This is a genomic window from Paenibacillus sp. Marseille-Q4541 (assembly GCF_018310695.1).
Lineage (GTDB): Bacteria > Bacillota > Bacilli > Paenibacillales > Paenibacillaceae > Paenibacillus.
In genome coordinates, this window is record NZ_JAGXCY010000012.1 from 23631 (window position 1) to 41074 (window position 17444).

General features: G+C 41.5%; 18 protein-coding genes and 1 riboswitch. Of the genes, 2 read left to right on the top strand and 16 right to left on the bottom strand.

What is annotated here, in order from left to right; translation table 11 throughout:
* Positions 1–35: 35 nt before the first annotated feature.
* The 5 genes from KFT32_RS13965 to pdhA form a co-directional block, all read right to left on the bottom strand.
* Positions 36–830 (bottom strand): thymidylate synthase, encoded by a 795-nt coding sequence (locus KFT32_RS13965; RefSeq protein WP_211747836.1) that lies wholly within the window; start codon positions 828–830, stop codon positions 36–38.
* Positions 831–1021: 191 nt separating this feature from the next.
* A complete protein-coding gene (lpdA, locus tag KFT32_RS13970; protein WP_211747837.1) occupies positions 1022–2437 on the bottom strand; it encodes a dihydrolipoyl dehydrogenase in 1416 nt (471 codons plus the stop codon).
* 4 nt (positions 2438–2441) lie between these two features.
* On the bottom strand, positions 2442–3752 hold the full coding sequence (locus KFT32_RS13975; protein WP_211747838.1) for a dihydrolipoamide acetyltransferase family protein: 1311 nt from the start codon (positions 3750–3752) through the stop codon (positions 2442–2444).
* A 30-nt stretch (positions 3753–3782) separates the two neighbouring features.
* On the bottom strand, positions 3783–4763 hold the full coding sequence (locus KFT32_RS13980) for an alpha-ketoacid dehydrogenase subunit beta (protein WP_211747839.1): 981 nt from the start codon (positions 4761–4763) through the stop codon (positions 3783–3785).
* A 147-nt stretch (positions 4764–4910) separates the two neighbouring features.
* Positions 4911–5978, bottom strand: coding sequence for a pyruvate dehydrogenase (acetyl-transferring) E1 component subunit alpha (gene pdhA / locus KFT32_RS13985; protein WP_211747840.1), 1068 nt, complete (start codon positions 5976–5978; stop codon positions 4911–4913).
* Between the two features lie 257 nt (positions 5979–6235).
* On the opposite strand from pdhA, the gene KFT32_RS13990 reads away from it, so the two are divergent.
* The gene (locus tag KFT32_RS13990) at positions 6236–6970 is read left to right on the top strand and encodes an alpha/beta hydrolase (RefSeq protein WP_211747841.1); all 735 of its coding nucleotides are present in this window, start codon (positions 6236–6238) and stop codon (positions 6968–6970) included.
* Between the two features lie 174 nt (positions 6971–7144).
* Here the strand turns inward: KFT32_RS13990 and KFT32_RS13995 are convergent, their stop codons facing one another.
* Both KFT32_RS13995 and KFT32_RS14000 read right to left on the bottom strand, forming a co-directional pair.
* Complete coding sequence (locus KFT32_RS13995; RefSeq protein WP_211747842.1) at positions 7145–7609, bottom strand: low molecular weight protein-tyrosine-phosphatase; 465 nt, start codon at positions 7607–7609, stop codon at positions 7145–7147.
* 20 nt (positions 7610–7629) lie between these two features.
* Positions 7630–8289, bottom strand: coding sequence for a trimeric intracellular cation channel family protein (locus tag KFT32_RS14000; protein ID WP_211747953.1), 660 nt, complete (start codon positions 8287–8289; stop codon positions 7630–7632).
* Positions 8290–8435: 146 nt separating this feature from the next.
* On the opposite strand from KFT32_RS14000, the gene KFT32_RS14005 reads away from it, so the two are divergent.
* Positions 8436–9077: a thiamine diphosphokinase gene (locus KFT32_RS14005; protein WP_211747843.1), complete on the top strand. Its 642-nt coding sequence runs from the start codon at positions 8436–8438 to the stop codon at positions 9075–9077.
* Positions 9078–9148: 71 nt separating this feature from the next.
* Here KFT32_RS14005 and KFT32_RS14010 read toward each other — a convergent pair whose 3' ends face one another.
* From KFT32_RS14010 to KFT32_RS14050, 9 genes are all read right to left on the bottom strand, one after another.
* Positions 9149–10198 (bottom strand): ThiF family adenylyltransferase, encoded by a 1050-nt coding sequence (locus KFT32_RS14010; RefSeq protein WP_211747954.1) that lies wholly within the window; start codon positions 10196–10198, stop codon positions 9149–9151.
* Between the two features lie 23 nt (positions 10199–10221).
* Entirely contained in the window at positions 10222–10989 is a 768-nt protein-coding gene (locus tag KFT32_RS14015; protein WP_211747844.1) for a thiazole synthase, read from the bottom strand.
* A 2-nt stretch (positions 10990–10991) separates the two neighbouring features.
* On the bottom strand, positions 10992–11195 hold the full coding sequence (gene thiS, locus KFT32_RS14020; RefSeq protein ID WP_211747845.1) for a sulfur carrier protein ThiS: 204 nt from the start codon (positions 11193–11195) through the stop codon (positions 10992–10994).
* The gene (gene thiO / locus KFT32_RS14025; RefSeq protein ID WP_211747846.1) at positions 11192–12346 is read right to left on the bottom strand and encodes a glycine oxidase ThiO; all 1155 of its coding nucleotides are present in this window, start codon (positions 12344–12346) and stop codon (positions 11192–11194) included. The genes thiS and thiO overlap by 4 nt, the downstream gene beginning before the upstream one ends.
* A gap of 21 nt (positions 12347–12367) precedes the next feature.
* A complete protein-coding gene (locus tag KFT32_RS14030; RefSeq protein ID WP_211747847.1) occupies positions 12368–13039 on the bottom strand; it encodes a thiamine phosphate synthase in 672 nt (223 codons plus the stop codon).
* Positions 13040–13344: 305 nt separating this feature from the next.
* Positions 13345–13448, bottom strand: a riboswitch (TPP riboswitch).
* Between the two features lie 78 nt (positions 13449–13526).
* The gene (locus tag KFT32_RS14035) at positions 13527–15077 is read right to left on the bottom strand and encodes an ABC-F family ATP-binding cassette domain-containing protein (RefSeq protein WP_211747848.1); all 1551 of its coding nucleotides are present in this window, start codon (positions 15075–15077) and stop codon (positions 13527–13529) included.
* Positions 15078–15496: 419 nt separating this feature from the next.
* Positions 15497–16492, bottom strand: a complete 996-nt coding sequence (locus KFT32_RS14040) for a hypothetical protein (protein ID WP_211747849.1) — start codon at positions 16490–16492, stop codon at positions 15497–15499.
* Positions 16479–17030 carry a hypothetical protein gene (locus KFT32_RS14045; protein WP_211747850.1) on the bottom strand — a complete coding sequence of 184 codons (552 nt, stop codon included), beginning with the start codon at positions 17028–17030 and terminating at the stop codon, positions 16479–16481. The genes KFT32_RS14040 and KFT32_RS14045 overlap by 14 nt, the downstream gene beginning before the upstream one ends.
* Positions 17027–17440, bottom strand: coding sequence for a hypothetical protein (locus KFT32_RS14050; protein WP_211747851.1), 414 nt, complete (start codon positions 17438–17440; stop codon positions 17027–17029). The genes KFT32_RS14045 and KFT32_RS14050 overlap by 4 nt, the downstream gene beginning before the upstream one ends.
* Between the last annotated feature and the right edge of the window lie 4 nt (positions 17441–17444).

The window sequence follows — 17444 nt, forward strand, 5'->3', positions numbered from 1 at the left end:
ATCCACCTCCAGTTGTTATTGCATCTTAAACCGTCTTAAACAGATACAGGTGCTTTGATCGTTGGATGGTACTCATAATCAGCAAATTCAAAGTCTTCATATTTATAATCGAAAATAGATTCTGGTTTCCGGTGAATTATCAACTTAGGCAGATCATATGGCTCTCGGGAAAGCAGTGTATTCACTTGCTCCAGATGATTCAGGTAGATGTGAACGTCTCCACCGGACCAGATAAAATCTCCCGGTTCCAAACCACACTGCTGAGCTACCATATGGGTTAACAAGGCATAACTCGCAATATTAAAAGGCAGTCCTAAAAAGGTATCCACCGAACGCATAGTAAGCATACAAGACAATTTTCCACCAGCTACATAGAATTGGAACACAAAATGACAAGGTGGCAACTTCATATGATCAATTTCAGCAACATTCCATGCGCTGACAATATGTCTTCTTGAATCCGGGTTATTTTTAATGGAATCAATAACGCGGGAAATCTGATCGATAAATGTACCTTCTGGTGTTTTCCAGGCTCTCCATTGCGAACCATACACAGGCCCCAAATCTCCGTTCTCGTCAGCCCATTCATCCCAAATACGCACACCATTTTCTTTTAAATATCTAATATTCGTTTCACCACTTAAGAACCATAGCAGTTCATGAACGACTGACTTTAGATGAATACGTTTTGTTGTAACCAGTGGAAATCCTTTAGCAAGGTCAAATCTCATTTGACGTCCAAATACAGAGATCGTCCCTGTTCCAGTCCGGTCTTCCTTTTTAACCCCATTTTCCATAATATCTTTAAGCAATTCCTGATAGTCTTTCACTTCAAGTCAAACCCCTTTCTCTTCGTACCGTTGTTTCTTTATATCAAAATATACATCCTCGTATTATAACAGTTTACCATGTGAACCACTTCTATTTCAGCAGAAAAAAAGAGGCAAAGAAGACGAATTATCGTCTCTTGCCTCCAAAGCAAACTATACTGTTTAAATGAATTGCTTAAGCCTGTGAGAGATTAGCGAACCATAGTGTGGATTGGATGACCCAGAACCACTTCGGATGCTTCCATCACGATTTCACCCAGTGTTGGATGCGCATGAATAGTCAATGCGATATCTTCAAGGGTTGCACCCATTTCGATAGCAAGACCGATTTCAGCGATTAAGTTAGAAGCTTCCAGACCAACGATTTGTCCGCCCAGTACAACTCCTGTATCTTCTTCAGCAACAAGCTTCACGAAGCCTTCAGGATGTCCAAGGGAAACGGCACGACCGTTACCTGCATAAGAGAATTTACCGGATTTAACTTTATATCCTTTCTCTTTCGCTTCTTTTTCAGTGTATCCCACGCTAGAGCATTCAGGATCAGTAAATACTACCGCTGGCATTACTTTGTAATCCACTACGGAAGGCATTCCTGCGATCGCTTCTGCTGCTACTTTACCTTCGTAAGAAGCTTTATGTGCAAGTGCAAGACCTGCAACGATATCACCAATTGCGAAGATATGTTTGTGGTTTGTGCGTCCTTGGTTGTCGACTTTAACGAAACCGCGCTCGTCAGTTTCAACTTCAATCAGATCAAGACCAAGTTCACCGTCAGTGTTAGGACGACGTCCAACAGTTACAAGCAGATATTCTGCAGTTACTTCTTTGCTTTCGCCGTTAACGCTATATTTAACAGTTACATCTTTATCCGTTTGCTCAGCAGATTCTGCTTTTGCACCTGTTACGATTTCAATGCCTGTTTTCTTCATGTTTTTCGCTACAAGCGAAGTCATGTCTTTATCAAATCCAGGAAGTACCGTATCAAGACCTTCGATAATCGTTACTTTTGTACCGAATTTGGAGTACATTTGACCAAGCTCAGCACCAATATAGCCACCGCCGATAACGATCATGCTAGCTGGTACTTCTTGCAGGTTCAATGCTTCTGTGGAAGACAGAATGCGTCCGCCAAATGGGAAAGGTTTCAGTTCGATTGGACGGGAACCTGTAGCAATGATTGCATTTTTGAAACGGTAACGCGGAGATTCATGATCATTGAATACACGCGCTTCGTTTTGGTTGATGAACATGCACTCACCGTTGAAAATCTCTACTTTGTTGCCTTTGAGCAGGGAGCTTACGCCACCTGTCATTTTCTTAACAACGCCGTTTTTGAATTCTTGAGTTTTAGTGAAGTCCACTTTTACGTTTTCTGCAGTAACACCGAATTGATCAGCGTGTTTTGCATTCTCGTAAGCATGAGCTGCAGAGATCAAAGCTTTGGAAGGGATACAACCGCGGTTCAGACATACGCCGCCGAGCTCCGATTTGTCAACGATAAGTACCTTTTGTCCAAGCTGTGCTGCACGAATTGCCGCTACATAACCACCAGGGCCTGCACCAATGACTAGAGTATCAATATCGAGAGAAGCGTCTCCTACTACCATATTCTTATACCTCCATTACCAGCAACTCGGGATTAGCGAGAAGGGATTTAATGTAGTTCATAAAGTTTTGTGCTGTAGCACCATCGATAATACGGTGGTCAAAGCTTAGGGACAGAGCCATTACTGGAGCTGCAACTACTTGACCGTCTTTAATTACCGCTTTTTCACTAATACGTCCAGTTCCGAGGATTGCAACTTCAGGGAAGTTGATGATCGGAGTAAAGAACATACCGCCTGCAGAACCGATGTTCGAAATGGAAATTGTGCTTCCTTTCATTTCGTTAGCAGACAATTTACCGTCACGGCCGCGTGCAGCTAGATCACGGATGCTGTCCGCAATCATCCAGATGCTCTTACGATCTGCATCATGAATTACTGGAACGATAAGTCCGTTGTCTGTATCTGTAGCAATACCGATGTTGTAGTATTTTTTGTATACAATTTCATTTGTTTGCTCATCAATCATAGCGTTCATTACAGGGAACTCACGAGTAGCTGCAACGAGTGCTTTAACGATGAATGGCAAGTAAGTTACTTTTGTACCTTTTTTCTCAGCGATTGGTTTCATGCGAGTACGGAATGCAACAAGTTCTGTTACATCGACTTCATCCATGATTGTAACGTGTGGTGCTGTGTAAGCAGATTTAACCATCGCATTAGAAATTGCTTTACGGATACCTTTGAATGGTACGCGTTCTTCTTCTGCACGAGTGCTAACTCCAGCGCTTGCTGCAGGTGCACTTGCTGGTGCTTCTTCTTTAGTAGAAGTTGCTGCAGGAGCTGCTGCTTTACCGCCACCGTTTTTGAATGCTTCTACATCTTCTTTGGTTACTTTACCGTTGTTGCCAGATCCAGTAACTTCAGCGATGTCCACGCCTTGCTCACGAGCAAATTTACGAACGCTAGGAGTTGCCAAAACTTCTTTGCTGGAAGCTGTAGAAACTTCTTTTTCTCCGCCTTCTTTTGCTTCGCTTGGGCTATTTCCAGCAGGAGAATCCGTAGTTTCTGCTCCACCTTGTGCTGCATTAGCTTCTTGAGAAGCGTGTTCTTCCTCATCTTGCTCAGGAATTTCGCCTTCTGCATCAATAACAGCTACAATCGCGCCTACATTGAAGATGTCGCCGTCTTTTGCGAATACTTCTTGAACTGTACCGTTAACAGGGCAAGGCACTTCTACGACTGCTTTGTCATTTTGTACTTCCATGATGATATCGTCGTCAGTAACTTTATCACCTGGTTTGATGTGCATTTTGATAATTTCGCCTTCGTGAAGACCTTCCCCAAGCTCAGGGAATTTATAATTAAATTTTGCCACTGGTATTACCTCCCTAAATTAAATCCCTAATTAAAATTCGAGTACTTTATTCACTGCTGCAATGATGCGATTAGGTGTAGGAAGCCAAGCGTCTTCGATTTGCGCAAATGGATAAATCGTATCTGGACCCGCTACGCGAAGAACAGGAGCTTCTAAGTGTAGGATTGCTTTTTCATTGATTTGTGCAATGACTTCAGCAGCTACGCCAGAACTCTTTTGAGCTTCTTGAACCACGATTGCGCGGTTTGTTTTCTTAACAGATGCCAAGATTGTGTCGATATCAATTGGGCTAATTGTACGCAGATCGATAACTTCTACTTTAATACCTTTTGTTTTTTCCAGTTCTTCTGCTGCTTTCACAGATGTATGAACCATCATACCGTAAGTAATGATCGTTACATCAGAACCTTCACGAACAACGTTTGCTTTACCCAGTTCAACTGTGTAATCTTCTTCAGGCACTTCAGCACGGAATGCATGGTAAAGGTTCAAATGCTCCATGAAGAATACAGGATCGTTATCACGAATGGATGCGATCAAAAGACCTTTTGCATCATAAGGATTAGAAGGGACTACTACTTTAATACCCGGAGTTTGCGTGAGCAAACCTTCCAGGGAATCTGTATGAAGTTCTGCTGCTTTTACGCCGCCGCCAAAAGGTGTACGGAACACGATTGGGGAGTTGTAACGACCGCCAGAACGGAAACGCATACGTGCAGCTTGAACCGCCATTTGGTCAAGTGCTTCAAAGATAAAACCTACGAATTGAATTTCAGCAACAGGACGGAAACCTGTAACACCAAGACCTACTGCAAGACCACCGATAGCAGACTCAGCAAGTGGAGTATCGAATACACGTTCTTCGCCGAATTCTTTTTGAAGTCCTTCTGTCGCACGGAATACACCGCCGACGTTACCCACGTCTTCACCGAAAACTAGGACATTCGGATCGCGTTTGAGCTCAACGCGCATTGCATCGCGAATCGCTTCTTTCATGTTCATTTGTGCCATTGCTTCATATCCTCCTTAAACATTTAACAGTTCCTATGACCACCCAATGACCTTTGCCAGCTTGAATATGTACAAGCAGTTAAAAGGATCAGGGTTCAGCCACATTCTGTGGCAAACACTTCTACAAGCCTTTACCGAATTTCGAAATTATTCGAAATCTGCTTTTTGTTCTTCCATATGTTTTGGTGTGTGTTCGAACATACTGTCGATCAGACCAGAGATTGTCATTTTTTCTGTTTTCTCAGCGCGTTTGATTTCTTCGTTCACTTTCGCTTTCGCTTCATCTTTCACGCGAGCTGTATCTTCTTCTGTCCAGAGACCTTTTTTCTCAAGGTATTTGGCAAGACGATTAATTGGATCTTTTTCGCTCCATTCGCCTTCTTCGTCTTTTGTACGATATTTAGAAGCATCGTCAGACAAGGAATGTGGACGGTAACGGTATGTCAAAGCTTCGATCAAAGTAGCGCCTTCACCGTTGCGTGCACGTTCAGCAGCTTCTCTAACAGCGGCGATTACTGCGAAAACGTCCATTCCATCAACTTGAATGCCTTTGATACCTGCAGCAACTGCTTTATGTGCGATAGACAGAGCAGCTGTTTGTTTGGAGAAAGGTGTTGTAATGGCATAACCATTATTTTGTACAAAGAAAATCACTGGCAGTTTAAAACGTCCTGCATAGTTCAGACCTTCGTAGAAGTCACCTTCAGAAGAACCGCCATCACCAGTGTAAGTGATCGCAACATTCTTTTGGTTTTTCAATTTGAAGCCCATTGCAATACCCATAGCATGCAGAATTTGTGCACCAATGATGATTTGCGGCATCATTACGTTTACGCCTTCTGGAATTTGACCACCATGTTGGTGTCCACGGGAATATAGGAATGCTTGATAAAGTGGAAGTCCGTGCCATACCAGTTGTGGAATATCACGGTAACCTGGTACTACATAGTCTTCTTTCTCAAGAGCGAATTCACTACCAATCATAGAAGCTTCTTGACCAGATACTGGTGCATAGAAACCCAGACGTCCTTGGCGGCCCAGGTTTACTGCGCGATCATCCCAAGTACGTGTAAATACCATACGGTACATAATTTCTTTCAATTGTTCATCGGAAAGCTCTGGCATCATCTCTTTGTTAACGATTTCACCGTCTGGAGACAATACAGAAAGAGCTTCTACTTCCTCTGTATATACTTCGTAAGGAACCTTGCTCATTTTTTTCTTCACCTCAACAAAAAATTTGAATATCAAGTTCCGCTGTTATAGAATTATTATACACCTGTTTTGGTCAATACGTCAAAGATAAACGTTGATTTTTTTAACTTTAATCGTTTTTTGTTTGTATAACAGGTGGGTCAAATTAGTATAACAGCTTAATGCTAAACCATTGCTTGTACAACGTGAGCATTTACGGTTAATCTTATCTTATTGTTAAGATGATTGCAAAAAATACACGAAAAAGGTGATCATTCATGACGGATTCGCGTTATTTAAAAAGAACCATCCTAAAAGAAGAAATTTTTAGTCAATTTTTGAAAGGAACACGTAATCTTCGCATCTATCTACCGCCAGGTTACAACGAATTACTTAGCTACCCAGTCGTTTACTGTCAAGATGGAGAAGAATTTTTCAACTTTGGTCGGATCGCAACCACTGCGAATCGCCTTATCCTTGATGAAGGTATCGAACCATTTATTGTAGTCGGTGTTGAAGTAGACGTGAAAGTAAGAACTCAGGAGTATGCTCCTTTCGGTGATCTGTTTGAAAATTACACCTCAGCCTTTGCGAAAGAAATTATTCCCTATATTGAAGAGAAATATCCCGTACGCCGTTCAAAGGAAGAACGTATTTTAGCAGGTGATTCTCTAGGTGGCAGTGTATCCCTCCACCTTGCTCTTATGTACCCGGAATTATTCAGCAAAGTAATTAGCTTGTCAGGTGCTTTCTATGAAGAATCACAACAAATCTACGCTGAGGCTTCAGACTTGTCCTGGCTTGAGGTTTGGATGATTGTCGGACTCCAGGAGAAGGATTTCAAATCAGATACCGGCGTTTTTGATTTTGTTGAATTAAACCGTAACACTCGCAAACTACTTGAAGATCGCGATGCTTCCATCACTTATGCTGAAAAAGATGGAAAACATCAATGGGGCTTCTGGCAGAATGAACTTCCGGATGCACTAATGCACTTCCTTAATAAAGGGTAACTCAGTACAACCACTGTTATATATAATTCAGATCGCTGTGCTTTTGGTAGATAAATACGGAGTTAAATAGGCTCTCTTTGCTTCTATTTTATAGCACATCGATCAGTTTCGAACCCATGATACCGTTTTCAAATAAGGTTTGTATATAAGCCGGCTCACAGGCCGGCTCTTTTATTACAAATTTTCTTTTACAATTTTGTCCAGCAGCACTTCCGTTCCGAGATCAATAAGCCGATACACTTCCTCAAAGTTACCTGTGTAATATGGATCGGGTACTTCTCTTACTTTCTCATCAGGAAGCAAATTCATGAACTTAATAATTTGGGCATTTTCCGCTCCGCGCAATTTCCGAAGATTGACCTCATTCGAATCATCCATACAAATAATATAATCAAATTTACCAAAATCCTCTTCCAGCACTTGTCTTGCTGTCATACCCTCATAACTGATTCCTTTGGAGGTTAATAAAGCAGTTGTACCTGCATGAGGTATTTTTCCGATATGCCAATCCCCGGTACCCGCAGAATCCACCTTTATTGTGCCATTTAGTTGTCTTTCAGCAATTTTATGCCCCAGTACAGCTTCAGCCATAGGTGATCTACATATATTACCTAAACATACAAATAGAATGTGTATCATAATTACTCGCTCTTCCTTTCTTACAAACTCTTTGTTTGATGATTATTTGTCCCTGCCTCAATAACAGCTTCTCCGCTTGGTCTAAGTGATCTTCTTGGCAATCTCCACTTATAGTGTACGGATAACATACGTAACATAACTACCATTGTAAAAAGAACCAGTAAGCTCGTTGTGCTCTGCGTCATACCAAGTCCAATCAATAGTCCAGCCAAAATTGCCCACACCGCATAAATTTCATCTTTAAGTACAAGCGGCTTCCGTCCAGCGAGCAAATCTCGGATGATTCCTCCCCCAATACCTGTTAAGACCCCCGCTACAATAACCGCACTAATCGGGTGATTCATTTCTGTGGCGTAAAGTGCACCCTGAATCGCAAAAGCAGATAAACCAATGGCATCAAAAAACATCTCCGTTTTTTTCCAGTGACCGATCCATGGAATGGGCAGCACAAAAGCGATCGCGATCGAAATAAGAGCGAGTATAATTAATGTTCCTTGACTCCAAAGCATGGTAACAGGAACCCCAATGAGAACGTTTCGAATCACTCCTCCGCCAAAAGTCGTCACCAAACCGAGGACTACAATCCCCAAAATATCGTAATCTTCCTCCATGGCAACAAATGCTCCGGACATAGCAAAAGCGATCGTTCCTATAATACTGAAAACTTCAAATACACTCATATCCACCGCGGTTTCAATCCTCACCTTATCAGTCAATAATAAACAACACTTTTCCCATTGTAGAAGACAGTATGCGGATTGTGCAACAACAAAATGTCCTCTATACTCAAGGATAGAAATGAACTCACAATCAAGAAGGTGTACTAATGACTATACAAAGAGTAATAATTTTTACAGGAGGGTCTCTCGAAGAAAGCTACATCAAAGAAATCCAGTCAGATGATATCGTCATCGGTGCGGATTATGGGGCATGGTTCCTAGTCCAGCACGGAATTACACCCGAACTCTCTGCCGGGGACTTTGATTCCGTTACAGAGGACCAGCTTCGTAAAATACAGCAAAATAGCAAACAATTTGTTATTTGTGATCCCATTAACAAAAATCTATCCGATACTGAGCTCGCACTAGAATATGCGATGGAAATGAAGCCCCGAGAGATTGTCATTTTTGGCGCAATCGGAACTAGACTAGATCATACCCTTGCTAACATTCAAATTATGTCCAAGGTATGTAAACAAGGAATTGAGTGTTCCATTCAAAATACTCATAATCGATTAACGATTACGGACTCGGTACATATCGTTCATAAAAATGATTTTCCATATGTGTCACTTATCCCTCTTACAAATTCCGTTACCGGGATTACCCTTGAAGGTTTTATGTATCCTCTGCAAGAAGCCACTCTCTCCATTGGTGATTCCCTTGGGATTAGCAACCGGTTATTGGGTGATAAAGGTACGGTAACGATAAGTGAAGGTTTACTGTTAGTGATTCAAAGCAAGGATTAAAAACAATATTAAAAATCCACTCACAGAGTTGTGAATGGATTTTTTTATTTGTATGAATAATCCCCTAGAAATCAACCAAAATATCGGTGGTACAATGTTTTTGCCTCTGCCTTATCCTTGGTGCCGTGAATAAGTACTCGCCCATCTTTAAATATGACCATTCGGTGTGTGTCCAGCTGAAAAGAAATCAGAAACGGATTGTGTTCTACCTTCCCTTGATTCAGTCCGCGTAGGCGCTTAGCAGTAAGCTCTAGATCCCACTCTTTCTTGCGAGCAGGTCGTATTTGAACGGTATCTCTTCCACACAAAACTTCAGATCTATCGTTATTTGCAGCGTTTAAAAATGGATAGGTACGATCTGCACCACAGGAAAGACAATTTGGATTTCTAGCAAGGTCAACACCAATGGACGTATATTCATTACGCCACATATCAAATGACAATAACTTTTTACGCATGGCATCATAATTCCCACTGAGCCATTTAAAAGCTTCCATCGTCTGGTTAGCCGTTACCATCTGTACCGCCTGCGGCAATATTCCTGCGGTATCACATGTATCCCCACCTAAAGGAACTTCTCCCAGCAAACAATTAAGGCATGGCGTTTTGCCCGGAATAAAGGTGTATGTAATTCCATAACTGCCCACACATCCTCCATAAATCCATGGAATACCGTACTTTTGGGACATGTCATTTATAATTAGTCTTGTATCGAAATTATCTGTTGCATCCATAACAAGATCTGTATTTTCTATAAGAACGTCTAGTTCATCTATTCCTGCGTCCATGACATGTATCTCTACATTAATTTCCGAGTTAATTGCTTGAAGCCGTTTTTGTGCTGCAACTGCTTTTGGAAGCCGCTGCCGAACATCTTCTTCATTGTAGAGCTGTTGTCTTTGCAGATTGGACCATTCTACATAATCACGGTCAACTATAGTTAGGTGACCTACGCCCCCTCTTGCTAGCGTCTCGGCAACACCGGTACCCAGTGCACCCGCACCAATAACCAGCACTCGGCTGTTGATTAATTTGTTTTGACCTTCCCTGCCAAATGGAGCGAACAACTCTTGTCTTGAATATCGCTCATGATGCTGTTTTTCATTACATTTTTCTATCATTTGTTCAGACTGAACTTCCTCGTTCAATTGTGAATCATCCCTTCTAGCGGACTGCTTGCCGCAGCATAACGTTTAACTGGGATCATACCTGACTCGTATGCTTTCCTTCCTGCCCATACTGCATATTTCATTGCTTCCGCCATCATAACCGGATCGCCGGCTCCAGACACAGCGGAATTTAGAAGCACAGCATCAGCACCGAGTTCCATCGCATGTGCTGCATCGCGAGGCGAACGGATTCCTGCGTCAACAATAACAGGCACAGCAGCTTGTTCAATGATTAACTCCAGGGCTCTCGGATTATTAATCCCTTGTCCCGACCCTATTGGGGATGCCCCTGGCATAACAGCATGAACCCCCATTAATTGAAGTCTTTTAGCAAGTATAACATCATCAGATATATACGGGAGAACGATAAAATCTTCCTCAAGCAAAATTTCACATGCTTTTACAGTCTCTATCGGATCAGGAAGCAGCGTTCTTTCATCCCCAATCACTTCTACCTTGATCATATCACATAGGCCTGAGGCTTTGGCGAGTCTAGCAATTCTTACTGCTTCTTCTGCCGTCTTTGCTCCCGCTGTATTAGGTAATAAAGTGTATTTAGAAAGATCGAGCTGGTCTAAAAAGTGAGCTTCTTTTTTCTGATCCAAATTAAGTCTTCTTACAGCAAAAGTAAGGATCTCTGTTTCTGAAATATCGACAGCTTTTCCTTGGATAAGAAGATCTTCAAATTTACCTGTACCAAGCAATAAGCGAGATTTAAAGCTATATTTTCCTATCGTTAACATCGTTAACCGCCTCCTACAAAATGTACGATTTCAATGTGATCTCCATCTTTGAGCAGCGTGCTTGTGTGCATCTCTTTGGTCAAAATATGATCATTGCACTCAATGACGACTGTTTTCACTCCTAATTCCAATGATTCCAGTAAATCTTGAACACTAATCTGTGTATCTTCTAATTGCATGAACTGCCCGTTTACTCTTAACTTCAATGAATAACACTCCTCTCCTTTAAAAGTCTGCTAGCTGAAAACGTTGAAATCCCTGTCTCTTCTTCAGATTCTCCTGATAGCAATCGGCTAATCGTTTCTCCAGTAACTGCACTAAGTAAAATCCCGTTGCGATAATGACCTAGTGCGAGATACAATCCTCGAAGTCCAGGGTAAGCTCCAATATAGGGTAATCCATCTATCGTTTGTGGGCGCAAGCCTGCCCATGTTCGAAGAAATGAAGCTTCACCTATTTCTGGAATCCACTCGGCAGCCTTGTGCAAAAGTGAATTCATTCCAGTAATACTCACCTTTTTGTCCCAATCGTGCGGAATACTGGTTGCACCAACCCATATTTCATTGCCCGGCTTAGGAACAATATAAATATCATGAGTATAAATCGTATAACGTAAAGGTTCTCTTGGCATCGTTAGAGCGACAATTTCTCCTTTAACAGGATAGGTGCACAATTCAATTCCTAAAGAGCGAAGTATTGAACTACTACCTAGCCCTGCTGCAACGACGACTTTCCCCGCTGTAAAAGTACCTTTATTCGTCTCAACACCTGTAATTCGGTCATTTTCGATTAACAGTTTGGAAACTGCACATTTATCCATAAATACAGCTCCGTTACCTGCTGCACCTTTGATATAAGACGCTGTTAATTGGGCAGGCAAAAGTTGTTGTTCCTGAGGATAAAACAAGGCGCCCTGTGCTTTATTCGTAATGAATGGAATTTCGTTTTGTAATTTGCCACGATCCCACCAATGCTGTTTGCTGGTTAAGTCAGTAGTTGATGCTCGCTTCGTACTGAAGTATCCCTCTTCCATTAATGGAACTACAAAACCAGAACGGTTCATTGCTACATCTACTGTACTATGGAGTTTCAGTTCTTCAATTAAGGGCCCCATCAACTGCTGACTGCGAAATGCCCACTTTCTAAGTAGTTCCGAAGGGAAATGTTCAAGTTGTGCTGCGATCATACCTGCCGCATCTCCGGAAGCCCCGCTCGCCTGATTGAAGCCTTCAAGCTGCAATACATCTCTGCCGTCACGAGACAAATAGTAAGCAATGGCTGAGCCGATAACACCGCCTCCGATAATAAGCACTTCAAAGTTCCATTTGGTTTCTTCGTTTTGCTGAGTCAATGCCAATGGTATTGCCTCCTTTTTTCTTCAATTGCTGATCTCACCGAAATGGTTTAATTCATTCCTATACCTGAGTACAGCTGCGAGTGGAGCTTGACTTTGTAATACCCCTGAGATTACAGCAATACCACTTGCTCCAGCCAAAATCACTTCTTTAACCCTTTCAGGTGTGATCCCTCCAATTGCAATAACAGGTAAATCTGCACCTTCACATACCTCACTAAGCGAAGAAATCCCCCTCGGGGAGAGCCCAGATTTACTTGTGGAAGGATAAATATGTCCATAAAATACATAATCGGCTCCGTTTTTTTTAGCCATTTTAGCTTCCTCAAGAGAGTGGACTGAAACACCGAGCCTTGAAAAAAATTGCTGATTTCCCTCCGTATGCAAAACCTGTCTTTTATATGATGGAGGACCTTTCATGGTGTGTTCTATTTCCCTCATACCAACGTGAAGAGCACCCGTCTTATACGCAAACGCAAGCTCCTCTTGACGATTCAGTGTCAATTTATCCATGGGCACCTTCAAGTCTAGTAAACGGCGGATCATTCGATCTATTTCTTCGGCTGAATAGGAATGCTTACGAAGATGCAGTGAACTAACTAACGGCCATATAGCTGCAAAACTTTCGATTTCCGAATCACAACGATGAGGCAGATTGGAAGAAATAACATGAAATTCTAAGCTTTGAGTCGGCAAACTTCCTTGCCTCCCTCCCATTTCTTAGCAGACAGCTCATAAACGTTCAGATTTGTTCTCGTGTAGTTTTGAACACAAAGCGATGTTTGCACTGTAGCTAATGGATTTTAACGAATGAACACAACTTGCTATGAAAAAATGGCTATGAACACAAAAAAACCACTCCTCGTAAGGAGTGGTTTGGTTAGGCGTAATCGAAAATAAGCGTTCACTGAAGTGATATTATAGCAAAAGGATTTAATTCCTACATGCTATTACACCGCTCTAGATCTATGCTCATTCAATAGCGACAAACTTATACTAGCCGTTCTGCTAGTCCACTTCCCTACGCTGGTCTTAACCAGATCAGGTTCAAAGGGTCCGGAACATATCCATCTCAGCCGACAAAGCGGCCCCCCTAGTGATTCGTTTCATTATTAAGTTATGTTCAGATCGTAATTTTAACACAGAAGAAAATATTTGTAAAAGTGTGTTCTTTTTCTACAGGTTACACTTTTTGAGACCATTCTTCTACATTCCATGTTTTCGTTACCCAATCTTCATAAAAATCAGGTTCATGTGATACGAGAATTACAGTGCCTTTAAATTCTTTTAGCGCACGTTTCAGTTCTTCTTTGGCGATAACATCCAAGTGATTGGTAGGTTCGTCAAATAGAATCCAGTTTGTTTCGCGCATCATCAGTTTGCACAGCCGCACTTTAGCCTGTTCGCCACCGCTCAGCATAGAAAGAGGTCTCGTAATATGCTCATTTTTGAGTCCACACCTTGCAAGATGAGCGCGAACTTCGTGCTGATTTAGATGAGAAAATTCATTCCAGACATCGTCAATAGGCGTGATTTTCTCAGGCCGAACTTCCTGTTCAAAATAAGAAGGAAACAAAAAGTCTCCTAGATATGTTTTCCCGCTGAAAGTCGGAATCTTACCGAGTATTGTCTTCAGTAACGTGGATTTACCAACACCATTACATCCGACAATTGCAATTTTATCTCCCCGCTCAATTGTCATCGTCATCTTCGGAAGAAGGGCACGGTCATACCCAATTTCAAAATTAATACCTTCGAACACCGTTTTACCGCTTGCTCTTGCTTCTTTAAATCCAAATATAGGTTTAGCAGCTTCTTCTGGGCGATCAATGCGTTCAAGTCGATCCAGTTTCTTCTCTCGGCTCTTTGCTCGTCCAGAAGTGGAAGCTCTAGCTTTGTTACGCTGAATGAAATCTTCCTGTTTCTTAATGAACTCCTGCTGCTTCTCATAAGCTTCAATATGCTGGGTCTTATTCATATCGGCCATTTCCAGGAATTTTTCGTAATTAGCTGTATACCGAGTTAGCTTCGCAAATTCCAGATGATAGATAACATTAACAACCTTATTCATAAACTCCGTATCATGTGAAATAAGCATAAACGAGTACGGATAATCATTTAAATAACGTGTGAGCCATTCAATGTGCTCTACGTCCAAATAGTTCGTAGGCTCATCCAAAAGTAGAACATTGGGTTTTTCTAAGAGCAGCTTTGCAAGCAGAACTTTTGTTCGTTGTCCCCCACTCAGCGCGGACACGTCCCGATCAAGTCCAATAGCAGACAGCCCTAGCCCGTTAGCCATTTCTTCGACTTTTACATCAATGAGGTAGAAATCTCCGATTTCCAGTTGTTCCTGAATTTCACCCATTTCCTCAAGCAATTGCTCAAGTTCCTCTGGACTGGCATCACTCATTCGGTCTGTGATAACCATCATTTCCTTTTCCAATTCTAGCAAAGGTAAAAATGCATCCTTAAGTACATCTCGAATTGTTTTTCCTGGAGTCAACTTGGTATGCTGATCCAAATACCCGTAACGAACCTTCGGCGTCCATTCTACCTTTCCGCTATCTTTGAGAAGCTGGCCTGTTAGAATATTCATTAGCGTCGATTTCCCGACTCCGTTGGCTCCAACAATACCAACACGTTCCCCTGCAAGCAATCGGAATGATACATTTTTAAATAAAGTGCGGTCTCCAAAATTGTGACTTACATTGTCAACAGTCAATAAACTCATAAGCGTGCGATTGGCTCCTATCTGTATGGCAGTATGCCTTTTCTATCTTGTTTGTCTTTTTTTATCAATTGCTAAATATTCCGTAAATGCTATTAATGTATATGGACATTTACCGAAAAATCTAATCTAGACTATAATAGCATATTTTCTGCTTCCTCCGCGGGCTAAAGCACGGGGAATTCTTACTAATGTGTTTCCAGTATTCAATAGTAACATAAATTGATAAAGTTTCAGATTAAAAAGGAGCTTATCAGTGTAATCCATCCGGTTCTAACGAAGTTTTCATCCTGCTTAGTATGATGAGTAACAAAAAGACTCCACCAGCATTTAGCCAGAGGAATCTCCAAAGAACAGTCTTATGCTTACGAGTCAAAGTAACTTGAATATCAATCTTATTTTATAACTAGATATATATACATTTATAAACTACCCTGACCCTGATAACAAGTACGCTCATAGTATCCATTTGCAGCGGCTTCTTTAGCACTGCTAAACCTTTCGACTGGAGTATAAGGAAACTCACATCCGCTTTTATAAAAATATTTTGAACCCGTTGATTCTTCTACTGCTCCGATCATTACATCCTTCTTGACTAATCTCCCACTTCCAAAAGCGTAATTATTGTAGTATTCATCTCCAACCGGAATTCCCTGAATGAAAGCCATAACTCCCACGTCATCGATGGTGTTGTACCATTCTTCTTGTGAAATGATAGGGAGTGTAAACTGATATACACTTCCATTCCTTAATGTATGATCGTTATGACTTTGAATTGCATAAGAAAGATTGTCCTCAATTGTACTTACAATGGTCTGTCTTCTTACATGTTCAAATGTATCCGCATCTTGCAGTAACGGTACGGATGCCATCGATTGCATCTCATCTCGATATCCTTCCAACCACTGACCAGCATTATTGACATATACATATACATAATCATCAAGAGTGAATCGAAAAATATTACCATCGTCGTCCTCATACACATACAATTTCTTTTCAGTCCATGAATGTTTTTCTGCTTCGTTTCCTTCTGTATCCGTATAGGTTGCTGAACGATAGAGATAGAACCCATCATAATCGATAACCGCAAGAGCAGGGAGATAATTTAGGAATGTACGCTGTGCCGGAAGATCATCCATTATTCCAAAGTTAATAGAAATGGTCTGCATAAATGTATTCAGTATGAGATCCTTATCAACCCTAAGAGACTTTACTGAATCATAACTGGCTTCAAGAGATGGATTTTCATTCTGATGCATCATTCGACTAGCATCTTGTACCGCGGTCTGAATAGATTGGTTATATTTTTGTTCTAATCTCGTTACCACAAGATCATCAGATCCATGTAGAGAATACACCCAAAACATAGGAAACATGATAAGCACAAAAAGGACTGCATAATCAGTAATCCTCATTGAGTACCATTCCCCCGTAACTTGCTGCCACTTTGCTCGCCGATTCTGCTCCAAAATGTAACCATTCTTGAAAAATGACCGCTGGCGTGCGGTTTGTATTCTGAACAGCTACACGGAATGAATCACCACTTGTCAAAATATATCTCCGGCTCGAATCATGAACAGGAAGTTCGTTGTCAGGATATAACACAGGCATAATCTGCTCATTATAATAACCATCCATCACCACATCAAACTTACCTGTAAATTCAGTCTGATTCGAGGGGTCAGTGTACTCCGGTACGTATTTTTTATGAAGATGCTCTAATTCTATGTTATATGTATTCCCGGTTAAGGATAATTCACGGTGAAACTCATCATACATCGTAGGAGTGAGATAACCTTTTGTTCTTACCGCGTCGACAAAGCGAGTAACGGTATTATATACAGTAAGTTGAGATAGCTCATCCTGCCTGCTTGCGGCCTCTGCTGCAGGATAAATATACAATAGGAGCACAGCAAGAAGAGCTGCGACCATTTTTGAAATACTGTCTGTCAAGGAGAGTTAGACTCCTTCCAAAAAGAAATTTGTTGAAGGGATCCTGCTGGACCCCTCTCATATTTAATAACATAACTAAAGTTAGGATCTATAGTTGCATCCTCTACATCAAGACCATCAATCTTAATACTATGAGATTCATCATTGTTTCTGTCCTCTTTATTCTGCGAAGCATAGACAGAAGCATAGACATAAGCATGTACATATGACCCGCTAACAACATCCGTATCAGGTGATTCATACGTCATTTGAATTCTTCCATCCTCAGCTGCGTGAAACAACCGTCTTTCATCCGAAGCATTATCCATACTGGATAATAAAGAGATGGCAAATATACAGGCAGCAATCCAAAGGCTAACTACCGCACTAAAAAAGAGAATATCGCGAGTATTTTCTCCCAGCTTGCACACCTCC